The sequence below is a fragment of the Bifidobacterium sp. JNUCC 75 genome (assembly GCF_054819865.1).
Window position 1 is genome coordinate 1414449 of sequence record NZ_JBTHIF010000001.1, and the last position, 21536, is coordinate 1435984.

At 61.2% G+C, this 21536-nt stretch carries 18 protein-coding genes; 15 read left to right on the forward strand and 3 right to left on the reverse strand.

Annotated features, from left to right (window positions below; genetic code table 11):
• The first annotated feature begins 123 nt into the window (after nt 1-123).
• The 4 genes from ACVWNW_RS05730 (at nt 124) to ACVWNW_RS05745 (ending at nt 4282) form a co-directional block, all read left to right on the forward strand.
• Nucleotides 124-1443, forward strand: coding sequence for an ABC transporter substrate-binding protein (locus ACVWNW_RS05730; protein ID WP_046322308.1), 1320 nt, complete (start codon nt 124-126; stop codon nt 1441-1443).
• 115 nt (nt 1444-1558) lie between these two features.
• Complete coding sequence (locus ACVWNW_RS05735; RefSeq protein ID WP_198191578.1) at nt 1559-2509, forward strand: carbohydrate ABC transporter permease; 951 nt, start codon at nt 1559-1561, stop codon at nt 2507-2509.
• A complete protein-coding gene (locus tag ACVWNW_RS05740) occupies nt 2506-3387 on the forward strand; it encodes a carbohydrate ABC transporter permease (protein ID WP_454481613.1) in 882 nt (293 codons plus the stop codon). Before ACVWNW_RS05735 ends, ACVWNW_RS05740 begins: the two co-directional genes overlap by 4 nt.
• 163 nt (nt 3388-3550) lie before the next feature.
• A complete protein-coding gene (locus tag ACVWNW_RS05745; protein WP_046322312.1) occupies nt 3551-4282 on the forward strand; it encodes a hypothetical protein in 732 nt (243 codons plus the stop codon).
• Here the strand turns inward: ACVWNW_RS05745 and ACVWNW_RS05750 are convergent.
• Nucleotides 4264-5358 (reverse strand): LacI family DNA-binding transcriptional regulator, encoded by a 1095-nt coding sequence (locus tag ACVWNW_RS05750; protein WP_454481615.1) that lies wholly within the window; start codon nt 5356-5358, stop codon nt 4264-4266. The genes ACVWNW_RS05745 and ACVWNW_RS05750 overlap by 19 nt on opposite strands.
• 289 nt (nt 5359-5647) lie before the next feature.
• Here ACVWNW_RS05750 and ACVWNW_RS05755 point away from each other — a divergent pair, with 289 nt between their 5' ends.
• The 5 genes from ACVWNW_RS05755 (at nt 5648) to ACVWNW_RS05775 (ending at nt 10949) form a co-directional block, all read left to right on the forward strand.
• Complete coding sequence (locus tag ACVWNW_RS05755) at nt 5648-7291, forward strand: type 2 periplasmic-binding domain-containing protein (RefSeq protein ID WP_454481617.1); 1644 nt, start codon at nt 5648-5650, stop codon at nt 7289-7291.
• A gap of 127 nt (nt 7292-7418) precedes the next feature.
• Nucleotides 7419-8348 carry an ABC transporter permease gene (locus ACVWNW_RS05760; RefSeq protein ID WP_255297782.1) on the forward strand — a complete coding sequence of 310 codons (930 nt, stop codon included), beginning with the start codon at nt 7419-7421 and terminating at the stop codon, nt 8346-8348.
• A 24-nt stretch (nt 8349-8372) separates the two neighbouring features.
• Complete coding sequence (locus tag ACVWNW_RS05765; protein ID WP_144178213.1) at nt 8373-9332, forward strand: carbohydrate ABC transporter permease; 960 nt, start codon at nt 8373-8375, stop codon at nt 9330-9332.
• A gap of 4 nt (nt 9333-9336) precedes the next feature.
• Entirely contained in the window at nt 9337-10251 is a 915-nt protein-coding gene (locus ACVWNW_RS05770; RefSeq protein WP_454481620.1) for a family 43 glycosylhydrolase, read from the forward strand.
• Entirely contained in the window at nt 10248-10949 is a 702-nt protein-coding gene (locus ACVWNW_RS05775) for a YesL family protein (RefSeq protein WP_454481622.1), read from the forward strand. Before ACVWNW_RS05770 ends, ACVWNW_RS05775 begins: the two co-directional genes overlap by 4 nt.
• Here ACVWNW_RS05775 and ACVWNW_RS05780 read toward each other — a convergent pair.
• Nucleotides 10903-11967 (reverse strand): alpha-arabinofuranosidase, encoded by a 1065-nt coding sequence (locus ACVWNW_RS05780; protein WP_454481624.1) that lies wholly within the window; start codon nt 11965-11967, stop codon nt 10903-10905. The two genes, ACVWNW_RS05775 and ACVWNW_RS05780, sit on opposite strands and share 47 nt — an antisense overlap.
• 198 nt (nt 11968-12165) lie before the next feature.
• On the opposite strand from ACVWNW_RS05780, the gene ACVWNW_RS05785 reads away from it, so the two are divergent.
• The 3 genes from ACVWNW_RS05785 to gndA all read left to right on the forward strand — a co-directional run bounded on the left by ACVWNW_RS05785 (nt 12166) and on the right by gndA (nt 17198).
• Nucleotides 12166-13122 carry a TatD family hydrolase gene (locus ACVWNW_RS05785; RefSeq protein ID WP_454481626.1) on the forward strand — a complete coding sequence of 319 codons (957 nt, stop codon included), beginning with the start codon at nt 12166-12168 and terminating at the stop codon, nt 13120-13122.
• A 175-nt stretch (nt 13123-13297) separates the two neighbouring features.
• Nucleotides 13298-15619, forward strand: coding sequence for a KUP/HAK/KT family potassium transporter (locus tag ACVWNW_RS05790; RefSeq protein ID WP_454481628.1), 2322 nt, complete (start codon nt 13298-13300; stop codon nt 15617-15619).
• Between the two features lie 112 nt (nt 15620-15731).
• The gene (gene gndA, locus ACVWNW_RS05795) at nt 15732-17198 is read left to right on the forward strand and encodes an NADP-dependent phosphogluconate dehydrogenase (RefSeq protein ID WP_198191572.1); all 1467 of its coding nucleotides are present in this window, start codon (nt 15732-15734) and stop codon (nt 17196-17198) included.
• 67 nt (nt 17199-17265) lie between these two features.
• Here gndA and ACVWNW_RS05800 read toward each other — a convergent pair whose 3' ends face one another.
• Nucleotides 17266-18300 (reverse strand): LacI family DNA-binding transcriptional regulator, encoded by a 1035-nt coding sequence (locus ACVWNW_RS05800; protein ID WP_198191571.1) that lies wholly within the window; start codon nt 18298-18300, stop codon nt 17266-17268.
• A gap of 185 nt (nt 18301-18485) precedes the next feature.
• On the opposite strand from ACVWNW_RS05800, the gene ACVWNW_RS05805 reads away from it, so the two are divergent.
• From ACVWNW_RS05805 to ACVWNW_RS05815, 3 genes are read left to right on the forward strand one after another with little or no spacing between them, the layout of a single operon-like run.
• Complete coding sequence (locus tag ACVWNW_RS05805) at nt 18486-19739, forward strand: ABC transporter substrate-binding protein (RefSeq protein ID WP_198191570.1); 1254 nt, start codon at nt 18486-18488, stop codon at nt 19737-19739.
• A 12-nt stretch (nt 19740-19751) separates the two neighbouring features.
• Nucleotides 19752-20681 (forward strand): carbohydrate ABC transporter permease, encoded by a 930-nt coding sequence (locus ACVWNW_RS05810; protein ID WP_198191569.1) that lies wholly within the window; start codon nt 19752-19754, stop codon nt 20679-20681.
• Nucleotides 20678-21535 carry a carbohydrate ABC transporter permease gene (locus ACVWNW_RS05815; RefSeq protein ID WP_198191568.1) on the forward strand — a complete coding sequence of 286 codons (858 nt, stop codon included), beginning with the start codon at nt 20678-20680 and terminating at the stop codon, nt 21533-21535. Before ACVWNW_RS05810 ends, ACVWNW_RS05815 begins: the two co-directional genes overlap by 4 nt.
• Nucleotide 21536 lies beyond the last annotated feature (1 nt).

Below are 21536 nucleotides of genomic sequence, written 5' to 3' on the forward strand. Positions count from 1 at the left end.
GTTCACGTATCTGGGAGCGTGACCAAGCGATGCAAGCCATTGGACCAGATGGGCAGGACATGGTTGTTCCGGCCGTCATCGGTTCCTTTGTAACCGTTGCTTGATGTCGAAAGGACAGAGACAATGAAGGCAATCAGAAAGGCTGCGGTAGCCGCGATCGCGCTCGCCACGCTCAGCACCGTGGGGCTCTCGGCCTGCGGTTCTGGCAGTGGAGGCAAGGATGCCAAGGGCAAGGACGGCGTTACCAACATCGTCATGTGGCACGGATTCTCCGAGGCCGATGGCAAGACTTTGAAGAAGATCGTCGAGAACTTCAACAAGTCCCAGAAGAAGTACCACATCGACGCCCAGCTGCAGCCCTGGAGCACCATCGGCGAGACCATGGTCACCAAGGTCACCTCGGGCGATGGCCCCGACTTCGTCACCACCGGCGCCGACAATGGCCAGGGCTGGTCCATTGACGGCACCTTCCAGTGCGTGCAGGACTTCTATGACGATCCCTCCAACGAGACCAAGAACTATCTGCCCAACGTGACCAAGCAGACCGAGTTCACCATTGACGGCAAGAAGCAGCAGTGCGCGGTCCCCATGGGCTACGCGCCCACCACCGTCTGGTACAACACCGATATGTGGAAGGCCGCCGGCCTGACCGATCAGGACTATCCCAAGACCTGGGACCAGCTCCTGGATGTGGCCAAGAAGCTGACCAAGGGTGACGGTTCCCAGTACGGCATGGCCCTGTCCGACTCCGGATGGGCGGCCTTTATGAAGGGCAACGGCACTGGTCTATACGACACCAAGGGCAAGGTCACTATCAACTCCGAGCAGAACAAGGCCTTCCTGCAGAAGATGCGCGAGTTCTACAAGGGTGGTTACTCCAAGACCGGCATGGATGACACCGCTGCACGCGAGTCCTTCGAGTCCGGCCAGTCGGCCATGGTCATCGTCGGCCCCTGGGAGGATCAGGCAGCCACCGACAAGGGCATCAAGCATGATCTGTTCCCCGTGCCCAACGGAGACGGCACCTATGTCTACCCCGACGGCAGGAAGGGCTCCAACACCGGTTCCACCGGCCTGTATTGGTGGGTCACCTCGCAGGTCAAGGACGAAGCCAAGAAGAAGGGCATTTACGCCTTCTTCAAGTACTACAACAACCATGACAATCAGGTCATGTGGTCCCTGGGCTCCGCCTATCCGCCGAACAACAAGACCGTGACCACCGAAGAGCTCTCCAAGCGCCCCCTGATCGCCAAGGTCTCCGAGAATACGGACAACTCCTACATCGGCATTGCCGGCCTCAAGGGCGGCTTCGGTGATATCTCGGCCACCTTGGATTCGGTGACCCAGAACACCGCCCGTACCGACGATGACATTTCCGCCTCGCTGTCCAAAGCCTCCAACAAGATCCAGAAGTATCTGGACGAGTACAAGGCTGAGGACTGATTGACCATTTGCCCCTGAGGAACCGGTCTGGCGGCCAGTTGTAGTACCGCCGACCGGTCCCCTCATGGCTGACCGTTGCCCGGGCCCGGCGTCCGGGCGGCACTTTGGAGTACCTATGTCCACTACCACTGGGATCCCACCCGCGCAGGGCGCCGACGCGGCCATCAAGGATAACAAGAAAACCCTTTCCAGGCGCAATATCCGCATCGGGCTGAGCTTTATAGCCCCGGCCCTGATCGTCCTGTCGGTCTTCGTCTTTTACCCGACCATCAAGACCTTCTTCACCTCGCTGACTACAGACCGCATTAACCGCAAGGGCATTTTTGTCGGTCTGCACAACTACGCCGAGCTTTTCACCAATGCGGACTTCTGGACCGACTTCCGCAACACGGTCATCTATGCGGTCGCCTACGCACCACTGGTGGTCATCGTCGCCCTGGCCTTCGCCCTGTTGCTCAACCGCAAGGACATCAAGGGGGTCGGCTTCTTCCGCACCTGCCTGTTCATGCCCTACATCATTTCGCTGACTGTGGCCTCCATCGCCTGGAGCTTCATCCTCTCGCCCTCCCTGGGTCTTATACCCTACTGGGGCAAGGTGCTCTTCGGCATCCAGCACATGGATCTGCTGGGGACCAAGTCCACGGCCTTGGCTACCATCATCTTCATCACTGTTTGGAAGAACTTCGGCTATTTCATGGTCATCTTCCTGGCCGGCCTGCAGGGGATCAACCCGGACCTGTACGAGGCGGCCTCCCTGGATGGGGCCAACGCCTGGCAGCGTTTCCTGCACATCACCCTGCCCGGGCTGATGCCCACCTTCAACTACGTGGTCATCTTCGGACTGATCGGATCCTTCCAGGTCTTCGATCAGGTCTTCATTCTGACTTCCGGAGGCCCCGACCGCGCCACGGAGACCATCGTCTACCGTATCTATACCGAAGCCTTCGGCAACGGCAAGATGGGCTATGCATCGGCCCTGTCCTATGTCCTGCTGATCATGACGCTGATCATCGGCGTTATCCAGCTGGTCTGGAACAACAAGCATGAGAAGGAGGAAATCGGATGAGCCAGTCGACTCCTACCGTAATCGAGCACGATAAGCTGCTCAAGAGGGCCCATGCGCGACACATGGTGGCCAGGGTCCTGACCTACTTCCTGCTGATCCTGATGACGGTAATCATCATCTTCCCGCTGCTGATTGTGCTGATTACCTCCTTTACGCCCAACAAGCTGACCCAGACCTGGCCGCCCAAGGTGATTCCCTCCTCATTCACGCTGGACAACTACACCTCGCTCTTCCAGCGGATGCCCATCGGCAAGCAGCTGATGAACACAGTAATTTTCGCCGGAGCAGTGACGGTCTTCTCGGTCTTCTTCGACTCCCTGGCCGCCTACGGGCTTTCCAGGATCGACTTCAAGGGGCGTGGCTTCCTGCTGGGAATCCTGATCGCCACCATGATGATCCCCGGTATGGCCCTGCTGATCCCGGTCTACAAGCTGCTGGCAAGCATGGGCCTGGTCAACTCCTACTGGGGCATCATCATCCCCAGGCTGGCTGATGTGGGCGGCATCTTCCTGATGCGTCAGTTCTTCATCTCCTTGCCCAAGGATCTGGACAACGCAGCCCGCATTGACGGTGCCGGCGAGTTCCGCATCTTCTGGCAGATCATCCTGCCCAACGCCAAGTCCTCGGTGCTGGTGGTGACCATGTTCAACTTCATGGGCAACTGGAACGATCTGCTCTGGCCCTTGATTATGACCAGCCGCCCGGAGACCAGGACCATCACCGCCGGTCTGGCTATGCTGACCGGGCACGGCTCCTCGGTCACGCCCTATGGCGTGGTCATGGCGGGCGCCCTGATCTCGGCGCTGCCCCTGCTGATTATCTTCTTCTTCATTCAGAAGAGCTTCGTGCAGGGCATCGCTATGACAGGCATTAAGTGACCGACAAGGCCGACATCATCGGCACCAGGTACAGGGCCCGTTGAGGGGTGGGCCGCTGTGCCTGGTGCCCAAGGGGCCGACGGGGGATGACCACCTCCGTCGGCCCCTTGTTCATTCTGGATTTAGACTGGGCTGGTGAGCGTCGCGGATGGGGAGGTCAGGCATGGATGAGCGTCAGGGCGATCGGTATGGGCTTAGCTCCGACCAAAAGGATGCCCTGGGGGTTCTGGCATCGGCGGATCCCCACGCCGGACAGTCCAAATGGACCATCTTCAGGCAATTGCCGCCGGCCAAGCGCTGGCCCTACTTCGCCCAGCACTTCCTTCCTGGTGTTCTGGCCGCTGGTCTGGTACTGGCCCTGCTGATCGGCTTGGTCGTCACCAGACTGACCAGGCCGCCGGACCCGCTTATTTCAGTTCAGGGCTTCAACATGAGCGCCCATGAGGAGGGATTCGATCGCCTCAAACAGGGATTTATGCGCGACCAGGGAATCAAGGATGGGCGGCTGGTCGATATGGAGGCGACCTTGACGCTGAATGGTCAGGGCTACGACGATTCGGCCAAGGCCCTGACCCGGGTCACTGCGGGCCAGATCAACATGGTGATCGCCCCCGCGGGCCTCTTTCCGACTCTGTGCAAACGCGGGCTGGTGGCTAAGCCCTCGCAGGGGTTGAAGGGCGGCGACCTTCGGCGGTTGGCCAGCCAAGGCGTGCTGGTGGATTCCAAGGGCCGGCAGGTATCGAACCCGTCCCATGCCATGGGTCTGGATCTCTCACGATCATCGCGCTGGAAACAGGTGCCCGGTCTGCCCAAGCATGCCATCCTGGGACTGAGCAATATAGCCGACACCGTATCCTACGTCCGGGCCTTCGTTGACTATATGGATTTCGACTGAGTTTCCGGGTCCCTTTGAACCGTGCTTGCAGCATGGATTCCCAGGGTGGATTCTCGCTCCAGCAGATGGTAGCCCACGATCACTCTGCGAGGGGTTCGGGCTGAATCTTCCTGACCTTCCTGCTGACCAACATGATCCAGCATCATGGAGATGGCCATCCGCGCCATCTCAGTGAAATCCACTGCAACGGTGGTCAGGGTGGGAACAGAGTAGGCGCCCGGTTCAATCCCATCGAAGCCGGTGACCGCGACATCCTCAGGTACCCGCAGTCCGCATTCAGCCAAGCCGCGGATGACGCCAAGGGCTAAGGCGTCATTCATGCAACAGAGGGCATTATAGGGCATGCCTTGGCGAGCCAGGGCATGTGCCGTCCGTCGTCCGGCCGGGGTGGACCAGTCACAGCTGACCAGAGCCTGGGAGGTATCCATGCCCAGGTCCTGCATGGTGTCTAGAGCCTGCCGGTAGCGGTTCCGCCGCAAGGTCACGCTCAGGGCATGGCTGGCGCTCAGGGCTCCCTGATGGCCGCCCACCACGCCGATTCTCCGGCGCCCGCAGGCATGCAGATGGCGTATGGCGGCGGTCATCCCGTCCCTGCTGGGAGTCTCGATGGAGTCGTAGCAGGCCTGGTTCTGCACGCTCATATCGTCGAAGAGCAGGACCGGGAGCCCGTTGGCCACCTGCTGGATTTCCCGGGCGCTGTTGTGAGTGGAGCAGACGAAGAGCCCATCGCACATGGAGGAGCGTAGTTCCTGAATCTGGCGGAGTTCCTTGGCCTTGTCATACTGGCTGACCTGAATGATCAGCTTCAGGTTCCTGGCGAAGAGCCGGTTGGACAGGGAATTGGCCAGCCTGGCGTAGTAGCCGTTTTCCAAGTCCGGCACAATCAAGGTAAAGATGCCTGACCTGCCCGAGCGCAGGGCACGGGCGGATACGTTGGTGGAGTAGTGGAGCCGCTGGGCCTGTCTGATGACCTTGCGGCGTGTAAGCGGTTTGACGATGTCCATGCCGCGCAGGGCCGCCGAGGCTGTCGATGGGGATACGCCTGCGGCATCCGCCACATCCTTGAGTGTTACCACCGCTTCGCCTCCTTGCGAATGACCAGGAACCGACGGGTCAAGTCTGGTCCCATAGGTCGACCCGCATATCGAATCGTTGCAATAATTCTATGTCCATCACCTGCCGAACGCGCCCACAACAGTGATGATTTGACAAGGAGGCAGCGAGAAATGCATAATCAAATCGTTACGATTCCTATGGGATGACGACAGGTTTCACCCTCTGCAAGTATGCAAAGACGTATGCGTAGGCAAAGCAGCCGGGGTCCTGTAGACCCGATCCGCTTGCCAGGCCTTTCAAGGGCCGGGAATGGAGAAGGAGACTGATGATGACAACCAAGGCAACCATGTTGAAGGGCCTGGCCGCTCTGTCGGCACTGGCCATGGCGGGCACTCTCGCCGCCTGTGGCGGGGGGGGGGCTCCTCCACCGATGACAAGGGACGGCCCATAGTCAAGATACTGGTGGTGAAAAACTCCAACGAAACCAAGATGGCCGACATGACCTGGGCCAAGGAGCTGGCCGCCGACTGCGACTGCTCCATCCAGTGGCACGAAGTCAGCGATGACGCCTGGGGGCAGCAGAAGAATGCATCGCTGGCCGCTGGCGAGATCGACGATCTGAACATCAGGGCCTTCAATCCGGACGATGCCGTCCGCAACCCCACGGCCTTCGAGACCTTGGGAGATGACCTGGACAAGCTCCCCAATGTCAAGCGCTTCTTCAAGGAGCAGCCCACAGCCCGGAAGTTCGTCACTGTAGACGGCAAGGTTCGTGTTCTGCCATCCAGCCGCACCAAGGGGTTCCTGGCCTCGGGGCAGCATCTGATGATCAACCGCGCCTGGCTGGAGAAGCTGGGGCTCAAGGCCCCTACCACCTGGGACGAGATGCGTACGGTCATGGAGGCCTTCAAAACCCGCGATCCCAACGGCAACGGCAAGGCAGACGAGATCGCCTTCAACCCGCGGGAACTGGTCACCGGCAAGATCGGGGACTGGTGGAGCCCCTTCCTGATGATGAATTCGACCGGCATCGTCACCCATTTCAACTCCGGACCCTCGCAGCAGGGGATCTATCTGCGCGACGGCAAGGTCGGCAACTGGATGCAGACCGATCAGTTCCGTCAGGTCATCGCCTTCTACCGCGAGATGGTCGAGAAGGGATGGGCCCCCTCTGACTGGGTCACTGCCAAGGACGACAAGTACAACGCCCGCAACCAATCTGACGGGCAGACCGCCAAGGTAGGCATGGTCTTCGGTTGGGACGACTCTGCCTTCGGATCCTACGGGTCGGCCATGGCCCAGCAGTATGAGAGCATCCCCGTGCCTGCGGCCGACGGGGTCTCCGCCGACAAGGTGGTCTGGGACGGTTCACGCGAGGCCAACCGCTTCGAGGACTACCACATGGCCATGTCCGCCAATGCGACCAACAAGGATGCCGCATTGAAGGTCATCAACCTGCTTTATTCCGAAAAGTACTCCGTCCAGCAGCTCTACGGCTCCTTGACAGATAAGTACCTTGAGAAGACCGGCCCGCACGCCTACCGGGTCACCGACAAGTTCCACCAGGCCCAGGACGCGGCCAAGATTCCGGCCCTGGAAGACCGGCTGGCCGGCTGGATTCCTGATGCGGTCACCGTCGAGGGCGACCGGGGCATGGACCATGTGGCTGCCGTGGACAAGGCCTATGAGGAGCAGTATAAGCACTACGACCACGAGCGGGACATGATGCCTATTTATGTGCGTATCAGCGAGGCGGATCAGAACACCGTGGCCAACAACAACACCGCCCTGTTCAACTATGCCGTGCCCGTGGTCTCCAACTGGTTGGCCAAGGGAGGCGTCCAGGATGATGCCGCTTGGAAGGACTTCCAGAGCAATCTGAAGAAGTATCAGATCGAAAAGAACACCGCGATCTGGCAGAAGGCCTACGACAAGGCCTTCAAGGTCAAGTAAGCCGATTGGCGCGGATAGGGGTCCGGCGGTCGGCTCTGTATATCATGGCCGGTCGCCGGCTCCTCTGGCAAGGAGGTTGAAGGTGCGTGCGGACAAGGAAGCGATCGAGCGCGGTAGCAACGCGCAGGTGGTGGATAACGACAAGGTGCGGAAAACCTGGCCTCTGCATAGGCGGCTGGCCTGGCATTTCCGACGATACTGGCAGCTCTGGCTCATGGCTCTGCCGGCCCTGGGCTTCACCCTGCTCTTCGCCTATGTGCCCATGTATGGCATCCAGCTGGCCTTCAGGGACTTTGTTCCCGCCAAGGGGCTGACCGGTGGCCGATGGGTGGGGCTGCAGTACTTCAGGCAGTTCTTCCAGTCGCCCCTCTTTGCCTCCACCATGATCAACACCTTCAAGATCAGCCTGGGAACGCTGGTCCTGGGGTTCATAACCCCTATCATTCTGGCCCTGCTGATCAATCAGATCGGCTCGCAGCGGATCAAGGGATTCGCGCAGACCATCACCTACATGCCCCATTTCATCTCCACCGTGGTCATCGTCGCCATGCTCAACATCTTCCTGACGCCCAATACCGGGCTGATCGGTCGCTTCCTGGGCAAGGACAACGTCCTGGACAGCCCCGGTGCCGTGGCGCCCATCTACTGGATCAGCGAGGTCTGGCAGCACTGCGGATGGAACGCCATCATCTATCTGGCGGCCCTGAGCTCGGTGGACCTGTCCCTTTACGAGGCTGCCAAGATGGACGGGGCAGGCCGGCTGCAGCTGATCAGGTATGTGGACCTGCCCACCATCATGCCCACCTGCGTGGTCCTGCTGATCATGAACATGGGCTCGGTCCTGTCCGTGGGCTTCGAAAAGGTCTGGCTGATGCAGAACGCCATGAATCTGCCGGGTTCCGAGGTCATATCCACCTATACCTTCAAGATCGGCATCCAATCCTTCCAATTCAGCTACGGAACGGCCATAGGCCTGTTCAACACGGTCATCAACTTCATCTTCCTGGTCGCGGCCAACTGGATATCCAAGCGGGTCACCGACACCAGCATCTTCTGATTGTGCAGGATAAGGAGCGTCATCATGACTAGCGGCAACGTCGCGCAACCGGCACCCAAGGCGGACCCTGGGGCCATCCCATGGAACAAGCACACCAGACAGCAGCTGAAGCCGGGGGATATGGCCGTCGATATCGTCATCGCCCTGCTCCTGGCCGTCATTCTTCTGGCGGTCATCTACCCGCTCTGGTTCATCGTGGTCGCATCCCTGTCCGACCAGGGGGCGGTCTCCTCGGGGCGGGTCACGCTCTGGCCCGTGGGCTTCACGCTGGCCGGCTACCAGAGGGTTTTCCAGGATGCCCGCATCTGGACCGGCTATGGAAATACGGTCCTGTACGCCGTCCTGGGCACGGCTCTGAACCTGGTGGTCACCATGCCTGCGGCCTTCGCCCTGTCACGCCTGGAGTTCAAGCCCCGCAGGGTGCTGCTCTTCCTGTTCACCTTCACCATGTACTTCGCCGGCGGGCTCATCCCCAACTACCTGCTCTACAAGCAACTGGGCCTGCTCAACAGCATGTGGGTCTTCATCCTGCCTGGCGCCCTGAGCGTCTGGAACCTGATCATCGCCCGTTCGTTCTTTGAGACCTCCATACCCGAGGACCTGCATGATGCGGCGCGGATCGACGGACTGGGCTACTTCGGCTACTTCATGAAGATCGTCATTCCCCTAAGCTCGGCCATCATCGCCGTCATCGGCCTCTACTACTTCGTGGGCCACTGGAACGACTACTTCACCGGTCTGATCTACATCCGCCAGGAGGCCAAGGAGCCTCTGCAGAACGTCCTCCAGTCCATTCTGCTGGCCAACCAGACCAACCAGATGGGCAGCGGCAACGGCGGCCAGAACGTCCTGCAGCAGCAGCAGCTGGCTGACCAGATCAAGTATGGCGTCATCATCGTATCCACCCTGCCCCTGCTGATCATCTACCCCTTCCTGCAAAAATACTTCAACAAGGGGGTCATGATCGGCGCGGTCAAGGGATGAGACCATGAGTCTCATACCGGGTGTGCAGCTAGTCAGGCGGGCGGATGGGTCTGTGGCCCAGTTGCACGCTCTGGGCATGCTGAAGGATGGCGGCCGCTGGCTGGCCTATGGCGAGATCAAGACCGGGGGCAGCCGGTTCGGGGGAATCTGCTGCTATGCCACCGAGGACTTCGTTCACTGGCGCGACCTGGGTTGTGCTCTGCCAGCGGGGGAGCCGGGCGGGATGACCTCTCCGGAGCGGATCGTGGAGCGCCCCCGGGTCCTGCGCTGTCCGGCCAACGGTCTCTATGTCATGTACCTGCATGTGGACGGCGAGGGGGATTACCGTTACGCCCATGTGGGCACAGCCGTCAGCGAACGGCCCGAGGGACCCTTCCAGCCTCTTTCAACTATGCGGTTTGGCATGAATGCCAGCCGTGACATCTTCGCCTTTCAGGACTGGGATGGCAGCGGGTATCTGGTCTCCGAGGACCGGGATCAGGGAACACACATCTACCGGCTCTCAAGGGACTACCTGTCTCTGGTGGAGGATCTGGTCTGTCGGCGTGGCCAGGACGGCCGCTTCGGCTATGAATCCCCCATCCTCCTGCACCGGGGCGACTGGTACTACTGGTTTGGTTCGCAGTTGACCGGCTGGGATTGCAATGACAACATGGTGTCTGTTTCGCGGGACCTGCGTGGGCCATGGAGCCCGTGGAAGCCTGTGGCGCCTCCCGGGACGCAGACCTACCAGTCGCAGTGCGACGCCATCGTGCCCCTGTCAGAGGATCCAGCCCTGCCCTGCCTGTATATCGGGGATCGGTGGCGGCCGGATCATCTGGGCGAATCCCCTTTGGTCACCCTGCCCATATTGATCGACGACGGTTGCGTTCGTCTGCTCTGGCGGGAACAATGGGATCCAGGAAAGGGGTGGCGATGAAGCGCTTCGCAGTGGGATACGAGTTCCTATGCCGAATCATCATGATGATATTCGTGGTCCATGTGGCCTTTCTGGCCCATACTCTGCTGGGACTTGTCCTAGTCGGATTCTTCCCCTCCATGGCGGCCACCTGCACCACGTACCGGACCTGGCTGCTGGATCTGAAGGACCGCTCATGGACGGTCAAGCAGACCTGGATGACCTTCCACCGGGCCTGGCGCTCAGAACTGGCCACGGCCAACAGTTTCGGATGGCCCCAGTTCCTGGTCTGGGCCCTCCTGATTTGGGAATACTGGCTGACCATGACCAATGACATGGGCGCCCTGACACCCGTGGTCTCCGGGCTGCTCCTCCTGCTCAACCTGCTCTACGGGCTCTTCGTCCTGCTCAGCTGGCCGGTGCGGTCCAACTTCGACGAGAGCCCACTCTGGGCGGCCCGGACAGCCCTGTCCATGGTGGTGGGGCGTCCCCTATGCTCGCTGATGGTCTTGGTCCTGCTTATGATCACAGGCTGGGCCTACTACACCTGGCCGGGTCTGGCCATGACCTTCGGTCTGGCCGTGCCGCTCTTTGCAGACATGGCCGCCGTTTATTCCTGGGGGCGGCTGCCGGGCATGGACGTCCATGTGCTCGAACCTGCCAAGAAGCGGGTCAGCGGGTCAGGGTCCGCTTCAAAATCCGATACTCGCTCTCGGTGATGGGCATAATGGATCCGTGGCGCTTGGTCAGTCGGCCGAAGTCCATGTCGTTGACCAAGGTCCAGTCCTGTTGCCGCCTGGATGACAAATCAGCCGAGCGGAAGGGCAGATAGCCCCGGCCCTCGAGGAATTGGTCGCAGATCAGACCGAAAGGCATGGCCCTGCCGTCGGGTCCAGCGGCATCGGCATCGTTGTAAAGGAAGAGCTCGGGGCCCTCCAGATAGCGCGAGGAGTAGCGCCCCTGGCCGAAGATGTCGGTCAGGTTGGATAGGTAGGACCAGGCCTGATCGTCGTCCGTGCGCACTAGCTCATGGGTGACCGCATAGGGGTTGCGCGTGCGCTCCAGGGTGATCTGGTCATCCTTGGAGGCCCGGTACCACCAGCCGTCGGGTGCCTTGAGCATGGTTGTGTCGATGATCCCGTTGCTGCGGTCGATCCACTTTACCGGGCGGGAGAAGGTGATCAGGTCAGTGCTGGTGGCGTAGTACATGTTGACGCCGTCACCCAGCTCGTTGGCCAGGTCGGCTGCAGCCGGGTCTTCGGAGCTGTCGGCCGCCGCCGTGGCCCAGAAGACTATCCATTGCTCCCTGTCGGCATCCCAGCAGGCCTCCGGTGCCCAGGCCATGCCGGCCTTGGGAATGGCCGAGGCCACATCCACCAGGCGGGGCCTGCCCCAGTGGGCCAGGTCAGGCGAATCCCAGATGACCAGGCCGGTGGATCCGTTCACGGTGGCCCTGCCTTCCTGCCAGCCGCCCCTGTGGTAGACGGACAGATCGGTGGCGATGATGTGGAAGAGGCCGTCCGGTCCCCGGACGACATAGGGGTCGCGCACGCCGCCCTCGCCCTCGTTCCAGGTCAGCACCGGGTCTGACTGGGCCCGCAGATCATGCCAGTGCAGGCCATCGCGGCTAAGGGCGAAGTAGAGCTGCTCGTCCGTCTCGGCCTGTTCGTGTCCGGTGAAGTGGACGAAGAGGTAGGCGCTGGTCGCCTCCGACGAGGGTTGACAATCCGTAGACATGTTCCACCTTTCCTGCTTACGGCAACGGTACCGTGGCGGCGGGGGACTGGCGGACGGACGGCGGGTGCTCCTTCGCTCTTCCGTTCCGGCCGTTCCAAGGCCGTCATAGGCGATTCTAGCTGCCGACCTTCCTTTTGACAGAGCCGGCCGTCCGGGCGGGTCGCACATTGGGCCGTATGGGTTCCTAGACTGTGGACCATGAGCAAGCATCATCGCGACCGTAGCTGGGCTCCCGACCCCGAGCCGCTGCCCGCAGGCACTGGAGTCATCGACGATCACACCCACATGGCCTCCGTGGTCCCCTTCGCCCAGGAGATGGACCGGCAGGCCAGGGAGCGCGGGCAGGATCCGGTCCCCGTCCGCACGGTCGACCAGCAGCTGGCAAGGGCTCGAGCCGTGGGCGTGGTCGGAGCCATCGACGTGGGCTGCGAACTGCCCCACCTGCAGACGGCTGTGGACCTGGCCCTGGCCCATCCTGGGGTGGTTCACGCGGCTCTGGCCATCCATCCCAATGAGGCTGTCCTGCACGGCCATCGAGGGGTGCCGGGACCGGACGGACTGCCACTGAAATATCAGCCCTGGCATGAGGTCCCCTTCGAGCAGGCGCTTGAGGAGGTCACCCGCCTGGCTCGCGCATATCCCGACCAGGTGGTGGCCATCGGGGAGACGGGCATGGACCTCTACCGGACCGGTCAGGGGGCTGAAGAGATCCAGCGGCAGGCCTTCCGGGACCACATCGCCCTAGCTAAGGAACTGGATCTGCCCATGCAGATCCACGACCGCGACGCCCACCGGCAGGTCATTGAGACCCTGCTGGAGGATGGCGCTCCCGAGCGCACGATCTTCCACTCCTATTCAGGGGATGCGCAGATGGCTCAGGTGGCCGCCGAACACGGCTGGTATCTGAGTTTCTCAGGGACGGTCTCATACAAGGGCAACGAGGGAATCCGCCAGGCCCTGTCCGTAGTCGGCATGGATCACATCATGGTGGAGACCGATGCGCCCTACCTGAGTCCCATGCCCTACCGGGGGCGTACCAACTCCCCCTACATGATTCCCTACATCCTGCGAGCCATGGCCGATGCCTTGGACTGCCCTCTGGCCCAGGTGGCCAAAGCGACGGCAGCCACCACGCGCCGTGTTTATGGCCTGTAAGGGATGTCCGACGGACGGTGCCAGGCCGGGATTAAGCTTATGGTGTGTCGCGGTCTGAATCGCCCCTGCCGAGTGTGGGGGGACAGTGCTACGGTTGTCGTCGCACGTGTGCGCAAACAGCAACATACGGCACCCGGAAGTAGATGAGTGAAGGCATTGGCCGATGGAGGGCTCTATGGCGGATGAGCGGCATGAGTTAGCGGCTCAGGATGATGGCAGGGGCGCTGACGAACCACCCCGGTTATCCGGCGAAAAAGCGGCGAAGCCGACGGCGGCCTCTCGTAAGGGTCGGCTGACGAAAGAATCGATTCTCCCTCCGGAGAGTTTCACCAAGGCTCCTAAGATTTCGGCCAAATCCCGCACCCGGGAAGAGGAGAACGAGCTCAAGCGGGTCCGGCGCGAGGCCCAGCGGGCGGCCCAGCGTCGTCGCACCCCGCCAAAGGGTCCTCTGGGCCGCTGGTGGCGGCGGGTACAGTCCTCACCTGACAGGATCAGCTTGGGCATGTGCATCGTGGCCCTGGGCGTGGTCTACGGCGACATCGGCACCTCGCCCCTGTACACCATGCAGGCCTTCGTGGCCGGGCAAGGCGGTATGGCCCGTGTGGACAGGGCGGCTGTGCTGGGCATGCTCTCCCTGGTCTTCTGGTCCATCACGCTGATTACCACGGTCAAATACGTCCTGGTGGCCATGCGCATTGATAACAAGGGCGAGGGCGGCATCTTCGCCCTGTACACCCTGGTCCGCCACTATGGCAAATGGCTGGCCATTCCTGCCATGGTCGGCGGCGCCGCCTTCCTGGCTGACTCGGTGCTGACTCCGGCGGTCTCCATATCCTCAGCAGTCGAAGGCCTCAAGACCATCCCCGTTCTGACTCCGATCTTCCGTGAGAACGGGAACCTGACCATGGTCATCACCTTCGTGATCATCCTGATCCTGTTTGCGGTCCAGTCGCGCGGAACCGAGCGGATCGGCAAGGTCTTCGGCAGCGTGGTCATGGTCTGGTTCGCCTTCCTTGCCCTGATCGGCATCTACTGCATCGGCAACGATTGGTCCATCTTCGAGGCCCTGAACCCGGTCTACGGAATTCGCTTCCTCTTCAGCCCGCAGAACCCTGTGGGTCTGACCATCATGGGCACGGTCTTCCTGTCGACCACGGGAGCCGAGGCACTCTATTCCGACATGGGTCACGTGGGCCGCGGCAACATCTACGCCACCTGGCCCTTCATCAACATCGCCCTGGTCTTCAATTACTTCGGCCAGGGGGCCTGGATCCTGCGCAACAGCGACAATAAGGCCCTACAGGGCGTAGACGGGCTCAACCCCTTCTTCCAGATGATGCCCACCACCGTGCGCTACGTGGCGGTGCTTCTGTCGGTGACGGCTGGTGTCATCGCCTCGCAGGCCCTGATAACGGGCGCCTTCACCATGGTCTCGGAGGCCACTGGCCTCAACTGGATGCCTCACCTGCAGGTGCGCTACCCGGCGCGGACCCGCGGCCAGCTCTATATCCCCACCATCAACTGGGTCCTGTGCGCGGCCACGCTGACTGTGCTGGCCATCTTCAAGGATTCCGAGCACATCTCGGCCGCCTACGGGCTGGCTCTGACGGTGACCATGATCACCACTACCGTCCTGCTGGCCGACTACATCTGGCACGACGGTAAGCGGGCGCTCTCCCTGCTCTTCGCCCTGGTCTTCCTGGCCATCCAGATCCTCTTCTTCATGGCCTCCATGGCCAAGTTCATGCACGGCGGCTGGTTCACCATGCTGCTGACCGCGGCCATCCTCTACATCATGTACACCTGGGATGTGGGCACCAAGGTGGAGCGCTCGCAACGGCGGCATATGACAGCCAAGGAGTGCCTGCCCGCCCTGGAGATGCTCCATAACGACTTCCGTGTCCCCTACTATGCAGACAACCTGGTCTATCTGACCTCGGACGCGGAGATGCGGCGGCTGGACACCGACATCTTCTTCTCCATCTTCGCCAACCGGCCCAAGCGTGCCCGGGCCTGGTGGGCGGTCTCGGTCCAGACCACGGACGCTCCCTACACCCGCAAGTATTCGGTGGAGAACTTCGGCACCAACTACCTCTTCCGCGTGCGCATGAGGCTGGGCTTCAAGGTGGACCAGAATGTGGCCACCTATCTGCACCAGATCATGCACGAGCTGATCGATAGCGGCGAACTGCCCAAGCAGCCCTCCATCTACCCCAAGGTGGACGAGGATCCGCAGATCGGCACAGTCACCTATGTGCTGGTCCACAAGGCCCTGATGCCCGAGTCCAAGATTGATTCCCGGGGTGCCTTCTCGCTGAAGGTCAAGTACGCCATTCGCAAGGTGGCTGGCTCGCCGATCAAGTGGTTCGGTCTGGCTCCCTACAACCCCATCGTGGAGGTGCAGCCCCTGTTCGTCTCCACCCGGGCGGTTCCCAAGCTGACGCGAGTGGTTCTGCCTTCCCGCAAGATGAAGGGCGGCAAGCACCACAAGGACTGAGTGAGTGGAATCTCACCCTGTGGATCCTGGCCCAAATCGGGTCCGGGCCATAGAATTGACGGCATGGAACCTGGTGCCCGGCCTTTCCGGGCTACCGTCGAAAGGTGATGTGATGACACAAGCTCAAGCCAATATCGGAGTCGTGGGTCTGGCCGCCATGGGTGCCAGTCTGTCCAGGAACCTGGCACGGCACGGCAATACCGTAGCGGTCTATAACCGCCACTATTCGCGCACTGAGACCCTGATTCACGATCATGGCCAGGAGGGCCAGTTTGTCCCGGCAAAGACGCTGCAGGAGTTCGTGGCCTCGCTGACTAAACCCCGCACGGCCATCATCATGGTCAAGGCCGGGGATCCCACCGACCAGATGATCAATGACCTGGCCGACCTGATGGAGCCGGGAGACATCATCGTCGACGCCGGCAATGCCTACTTCAAGGACACCATCCGCCGGGAGAAGGCCATCCGGGCCCGTGGGCTGCACTTCGTAGGCTGCGGCGTCTCCGGCGGCGAGCAGGGCGCCCTCTTGGGGCCCTCCATGATGCCTGGTGGGACCGATGAGTCCTGGAAGACCCTGGGGCCCATCCTGGAGTCCATTGCCGCCAAGGTCGATGGCGAACCCTGCGTCACTCACATCGGCACCGATGGGGCGGGCCACTTCGTCAAGATGGTCCACAACGGCATCGAATACTCGGACATGCAGGTGATCGCCGAGTCCTATGACCTGATGCGCAGGGGTCTGGGCATGGAACCCGAGGCCATCGCCCAGGTCTTCGAAGAGTGGAACCAGGGAGATCTGAACTCCTACCTGGTGCAGATTACAGCCGAGGTGCTCCATCACACCGACGCCACCACCGGCAAGCCTTTCATCGACATCGTCACCGACCAGGCCGGCATGAAGGGCACCGGCACCTGGACCGTGCAGACCGCGCTGGACCTTGCCGTGCCCGTGACCGGCATCGGCGAGGCCGTCTTCGCCCGGGGACTTTCTTCCTCGCCCGAGCTGCGCAGCCAGGCGGCCCAGGAGGGCCTGAAGGGTCCGCAGCCCAAGGCCGTCATGGCTGATCTGGCCGCCGACCCCGAGGCCCGAAAGTCCTTCATTGAGGACATTCGCCAGGCCCTCTATGCTTCCAAGATTGTGGCTTACGCCCAGGGATTCAACGAGATGCAGGAGGGAGCTCGAGTCTATGGCTGGAAGCTGGATATGGGTGCCATCGCCCGCATCTGGCGTGGCGGCTGCATCATTCGAGCCAAGTTCCTGAACAGGATTTCCGATGCTTACGCCTCTGGCCGTGAGCCGGGCTCCCTGCTCTTCGATCCATTCTTCAAGCAGGCTGTCGAGCAGGCCCAGGACTCCTGGCGGCGTGTTGTGGCCCGTGCCACCCAGGCCGGCATCCCCATCCCCGTCTTCGCCAGCTCTCTGTCCTACTACGACGGGCTGCGTTCCGATAGGCTCCCCGCCGCCCTGATCCAGGGCCAGCGTGACCTCTTCGGTGCTCATACCTATGGGCGCGTAGATCAGCCAGGCGTCTTCCACACCCTCTGGGCCGAGGACAAGTCCGAAATCAAGCAGGACTGAGCTTCGCCGGGATCGCAAGGGTCCGCGCAGCCGCTAAGACGGCAGCGCGGACCCTTTTGTCAATCTGTTATCGGATCTTGGCTGTGGATTCCCGGACCACCAGCCGGCAGGCGGCAGTCGTCCGGGTGGCAGGACGATTATCGTCGTCGCCCTGCAGGCGGGCCAGGAGGGCATCAACCGCCTTGCGGGCCAGGTCCTCCTTGTCGGTGCTGATGGTGGTCAGCGAAGGTATATAGGACTCTCCCTCCTGGATGCCGTCGAATCCCATGACGGCCAGGTCCCGGGGGACCTCCACGCCGCATTCGTGCAGTCCTCGGATCAGGCCCAGGGCCAGGGAGTCGGTCATGCAGAAGATGCCGTCAAAGGGCAGGTCGGACCTGTCTGCCAGATGATGACCCAAGTCGCGGGCCAATTCCCCGTCCCAGCGGTCCAGGGTCAGGAAGTCTTTGGAGCGGGCCTTGATTCCGGCGTCTTTCAGAGCCTTCAAGCAGCCGGCCACCCTGCGGCCGCGGACCGAGTACCGTTGGACCGGATCGGTGCTGGCCGTCATGTCGGCGCCCACCACACCTATTCTTTGGCATCCGCAGTCCAGTAGGTGCCGCACGGCCATGGCGGCTCCCTCGAATCCGGCCGTCATGACTGAATCAAAGACCGGCTCGGCTGAGGGGTCGTCCAGCAGGACCAGAGGCTTGCCATCGGCCAGCTCCTGCATCTCCTCATTGGTGATGCTGCCCGGGCTGAAGATTGTGCCGTCGCAGAGCTGGCTGGTCACATGCCGCAGGATGGAGACCTCATCCTGTTTGGAGTTGGATGTCTGCTGGATGATGGCCTGCATGCCATGGGCGTTGATCTGCCGGGAGATGGCTGCGCTCATCTGCGCTGGGTAGGGCTTGTCCAGCTCGAAGATGGCCACGCCGATGATGCCGCTCTTGCCTGAGCGCAGGCTTCTGGCCGACAGATTGGCTGAGTAGCGGAGCTTGTGGGCTGCAAGCAGGACCCTGCGCCTGGTGTCATCCGCTATGCGTGTATCGCCTCGAAGGGCATAGGAAGCAGTGGCCCGAGAGACCTGCGCCTCCTTGGCCACGTCGCTCATCGTCACCATTTCGCACCTTTCCCGGGGTTCAGCCATTATCTTAGGCACGTGGGTGGCCTTGTCGTCATGTGATTGACACGATTCAACCAACGTGCTATACCATATCTTGATAGCAGTTGAATCGTGTCAATTCCCGGGTCTCGACGTTGAACAGCCCGGAAGGATGTTCAGAGGATTGATTGCAAGGAGGAGTCATGAAGCTGAAGCGAGCATGGAAGGGCATAGCTGCGGCGCTGGGGGTCGGTATGTTGGTGTCGGCCATGGGAGCCTGTGGAGCCGGTGGCGGTGCTGATGGGTCCAAGACCACGCTGACCTTCCTGTCATGGAGCAACGAACAGACGATGAGGCCATACATCGACCAATTCGAGCAGGAGAACCCAGAAATCAAGGTGGACTTCAGCTACTCGCCGCCGACCACCGAGTACGTCCAGACCCTGCAGACCCGCCTGGTCGGCAACCAGGCCCCGGATGTGTTCATCATGACCTCCGAGAACAAGGCTGACCTGATCAAGAACGGCTACGCGCGGGATCTGACCAACGAGCCCTTCATGCGCAACATCTCCCAGGCCAATAAGGACTTCGTAAGCCACCAGGGTAAGGTCTATGGCATGTCCGTGTCCTCCTGGGCCGCCGGTATCGTCTACAACAAGGACCTGCTGGCCAAGGCGGGTGCCAAGGAGGTTCCGGAGACCTGGGACGGGTTCCTACAGCTGTGCAAGAAGCTCAAGGCCGCCGGGGTCACGCCTTTCCTCGAAGCCATTGGTGAAGGTCCCAGTCAGATTCCTGACGCTTTCATGGGTTCGCAGCTGGCCAGAGACAAGGTGGACGTGAACAGCCTGATTGACCGCCGTCCACAACGACCAGGCAGTGACCAGCGCGAGGTAGTTGCGGCCTGGATGAAGCTCTATGACCAGGGTCTGGCCACACGTGACACGGTCGGCATCAGCGGTGACGACAGGAAGACCCAATTCATCAACGGCCAGGTAGCCATGATCTGTACCGGCCCCTGGGACCTGCCATCCATCGCCCAGGCTGGGTTCAAGTATGGCATGGCCCCCATGCCGCTCATGGAGAAGGGCATGGTCAACTACGCCCAGGGATCGCCATCGCCCGCCTATGCTATCTATTCCCATCTCAAGGGCAACAAGCTCAAGGCGGCCAGAAAGTTCCTGACCTTCATGGACGGCCGCTGGGCCCTGCAGCGTTCGGCCGACAACGGGGATGCCATCACCGTCCAGGGGTTCAAAGCCAAGGTCAAACCCGAATACGAGCAGGTCTACCGGGCCAACGTGCGGACGGGTCGCTACTTCTTGGTTGCGAATTTCTACGCCAAGCCGGATGTGCTGACCACGGTTCGTCAGTCCGAAACCCAGCAGCTGGTGCAGGGGTCCATCAATGTAGATCAGTGGGCCAAGGCCATCGACGACAAGATGGCCTCGGTCAAGTAGGAAGGGTGGAACATGGCTTCCCAATCCTCGGCAGAGCGTGCCAACGCCCATCGACGGCGCATGGTCGGTCTGCGGCAGGATCTGACATCTTTCTGGTTCCTCCTGCCCATACTGGCCGTCTTCGTCATCCTCTTCGCGGTGCCGCTGGTGCAGACCATCATCTACTCGGTGACAGACTTCAACGGCTACAGCCTGAACATGCATTATGTGGGCTGGAAGAACTACCACAGTGTGTTCACCGATTCCTCGACCATGCAAGGCCTGATGTTCACCATTCTGTATGCCGTGGCTCAGACGGTCCTGGTGACCATCTTCGCCATCCCTCTGGCCGTCACCCTGAACCGGAAGTTCTGGGGCCGCAACTTCGCCCGCTCCCTGTTCTTCTTCTTCAGCGTGCCTTCGCTGGCCATCTTGGGCATGGTCTGGAAGTACATCTTCTCACCCATGAAGTCAGGCGTCTTCAACACCATCCTGGGTGTCTTCGGCCTGGGACCAGTGCCCTGGCTGTCCAACTCGACCCTGGCCCGGTGCTGCGTCATCTTCATCGCCGTCTGGGCGCAGATCGGCTGGCATGCCACCCTCTACTTGGCCTTTTTGCAGTCCATTCCCGGAGACCTTTATGAGCAGGCCACAGTGGACGGGGCCAGCAGCCGCCAGCAATTCGTCCACATCACCCTGCCCCAGCTGATCCCAGGCATCGTCACCTCCAGCTTCCTGCTCATGTCGGGCGGCCTCAAGGTCTACGACCTGCCCTACACCATGACCAAGGGCGGCCCCGGGTACTCCACCTATACGGTGACCCAGTCCATCATTCAGCAGGGCATCGGCCAGTCCCAGTATGGGCTGGGTTCGGCCCTGGCGGTCCTGTTCACCGTGGCCACGGCACTCGTGGTCTTCGCTCAGATGGGCGCCGCCAGCCTGATTTCCAGGAGGTTCCAATGAGCAGCAGCAAGAGCTCGACCCTGACCCTGAGTCAGCGGGAACGGCGGCGTTCGGTGGTCAGAAGCGTGGTGGTGCTGATCATTGCCCTGATCTGCGCTGTGCCCCTCTGGTACATCCTGATCAACACCTTCAAGACCATCCCTGACATGGCCACCAATCCGCTGGGCCTGCCAAAGCAGTGGACGCTGCGCAACTACACGCGGGCCTTCGCCACGGTGCCCATCGTCCGCAGCCTAATCAACACCCTGATCGTCACCTTCTTCGGTGTCCTCTTCCAGGTGCTTATCGGAGCTCTGGCTGCCTACGGGATGATTTTGCGCAAGTCGATATTCACTTCGGTCATCGGAGTGATCCTCATGATCGCCTTCGTCATTCCCACCCAGTCCACACTGATTCCCCTCTATCGGATGGAGTCCAGCGTGGGGCTGGTCAACACGCTCTTGGGCCTGATTGTCATGTACCTGGGCGGGGCGGTCTTCTGCTACTTCCTGATCGTGGGCTACATGCAGTCCCTGCCCTTTGATGTCATTGAGGCCGCCAGGATCGACGGGGCCGGACCCTTGAGGATCTTCTGGAGCATCGTCCTGCCGCTGATCAGACCCATACTGACTACGGTGGTGGTCTTCCAGACCATGTCGACCTGGAATGACTTCATGACGGCCAACGTCTTCATCAGCAGTTCCAACCTGCGCACCATCGTTCTGCAGGTTTACAACGCAGTCGGCCAGTTCACGACTGATTGGCCCAGCTTCATGACCATTACGGTCCTGGCCCTGATCCCGGTCTTCATCTTCTTCATCTTCTGTCAGAAGTGGATCGTCTCCGGACTGGTTGCCGGAGCGGTCAAGGGGTAAG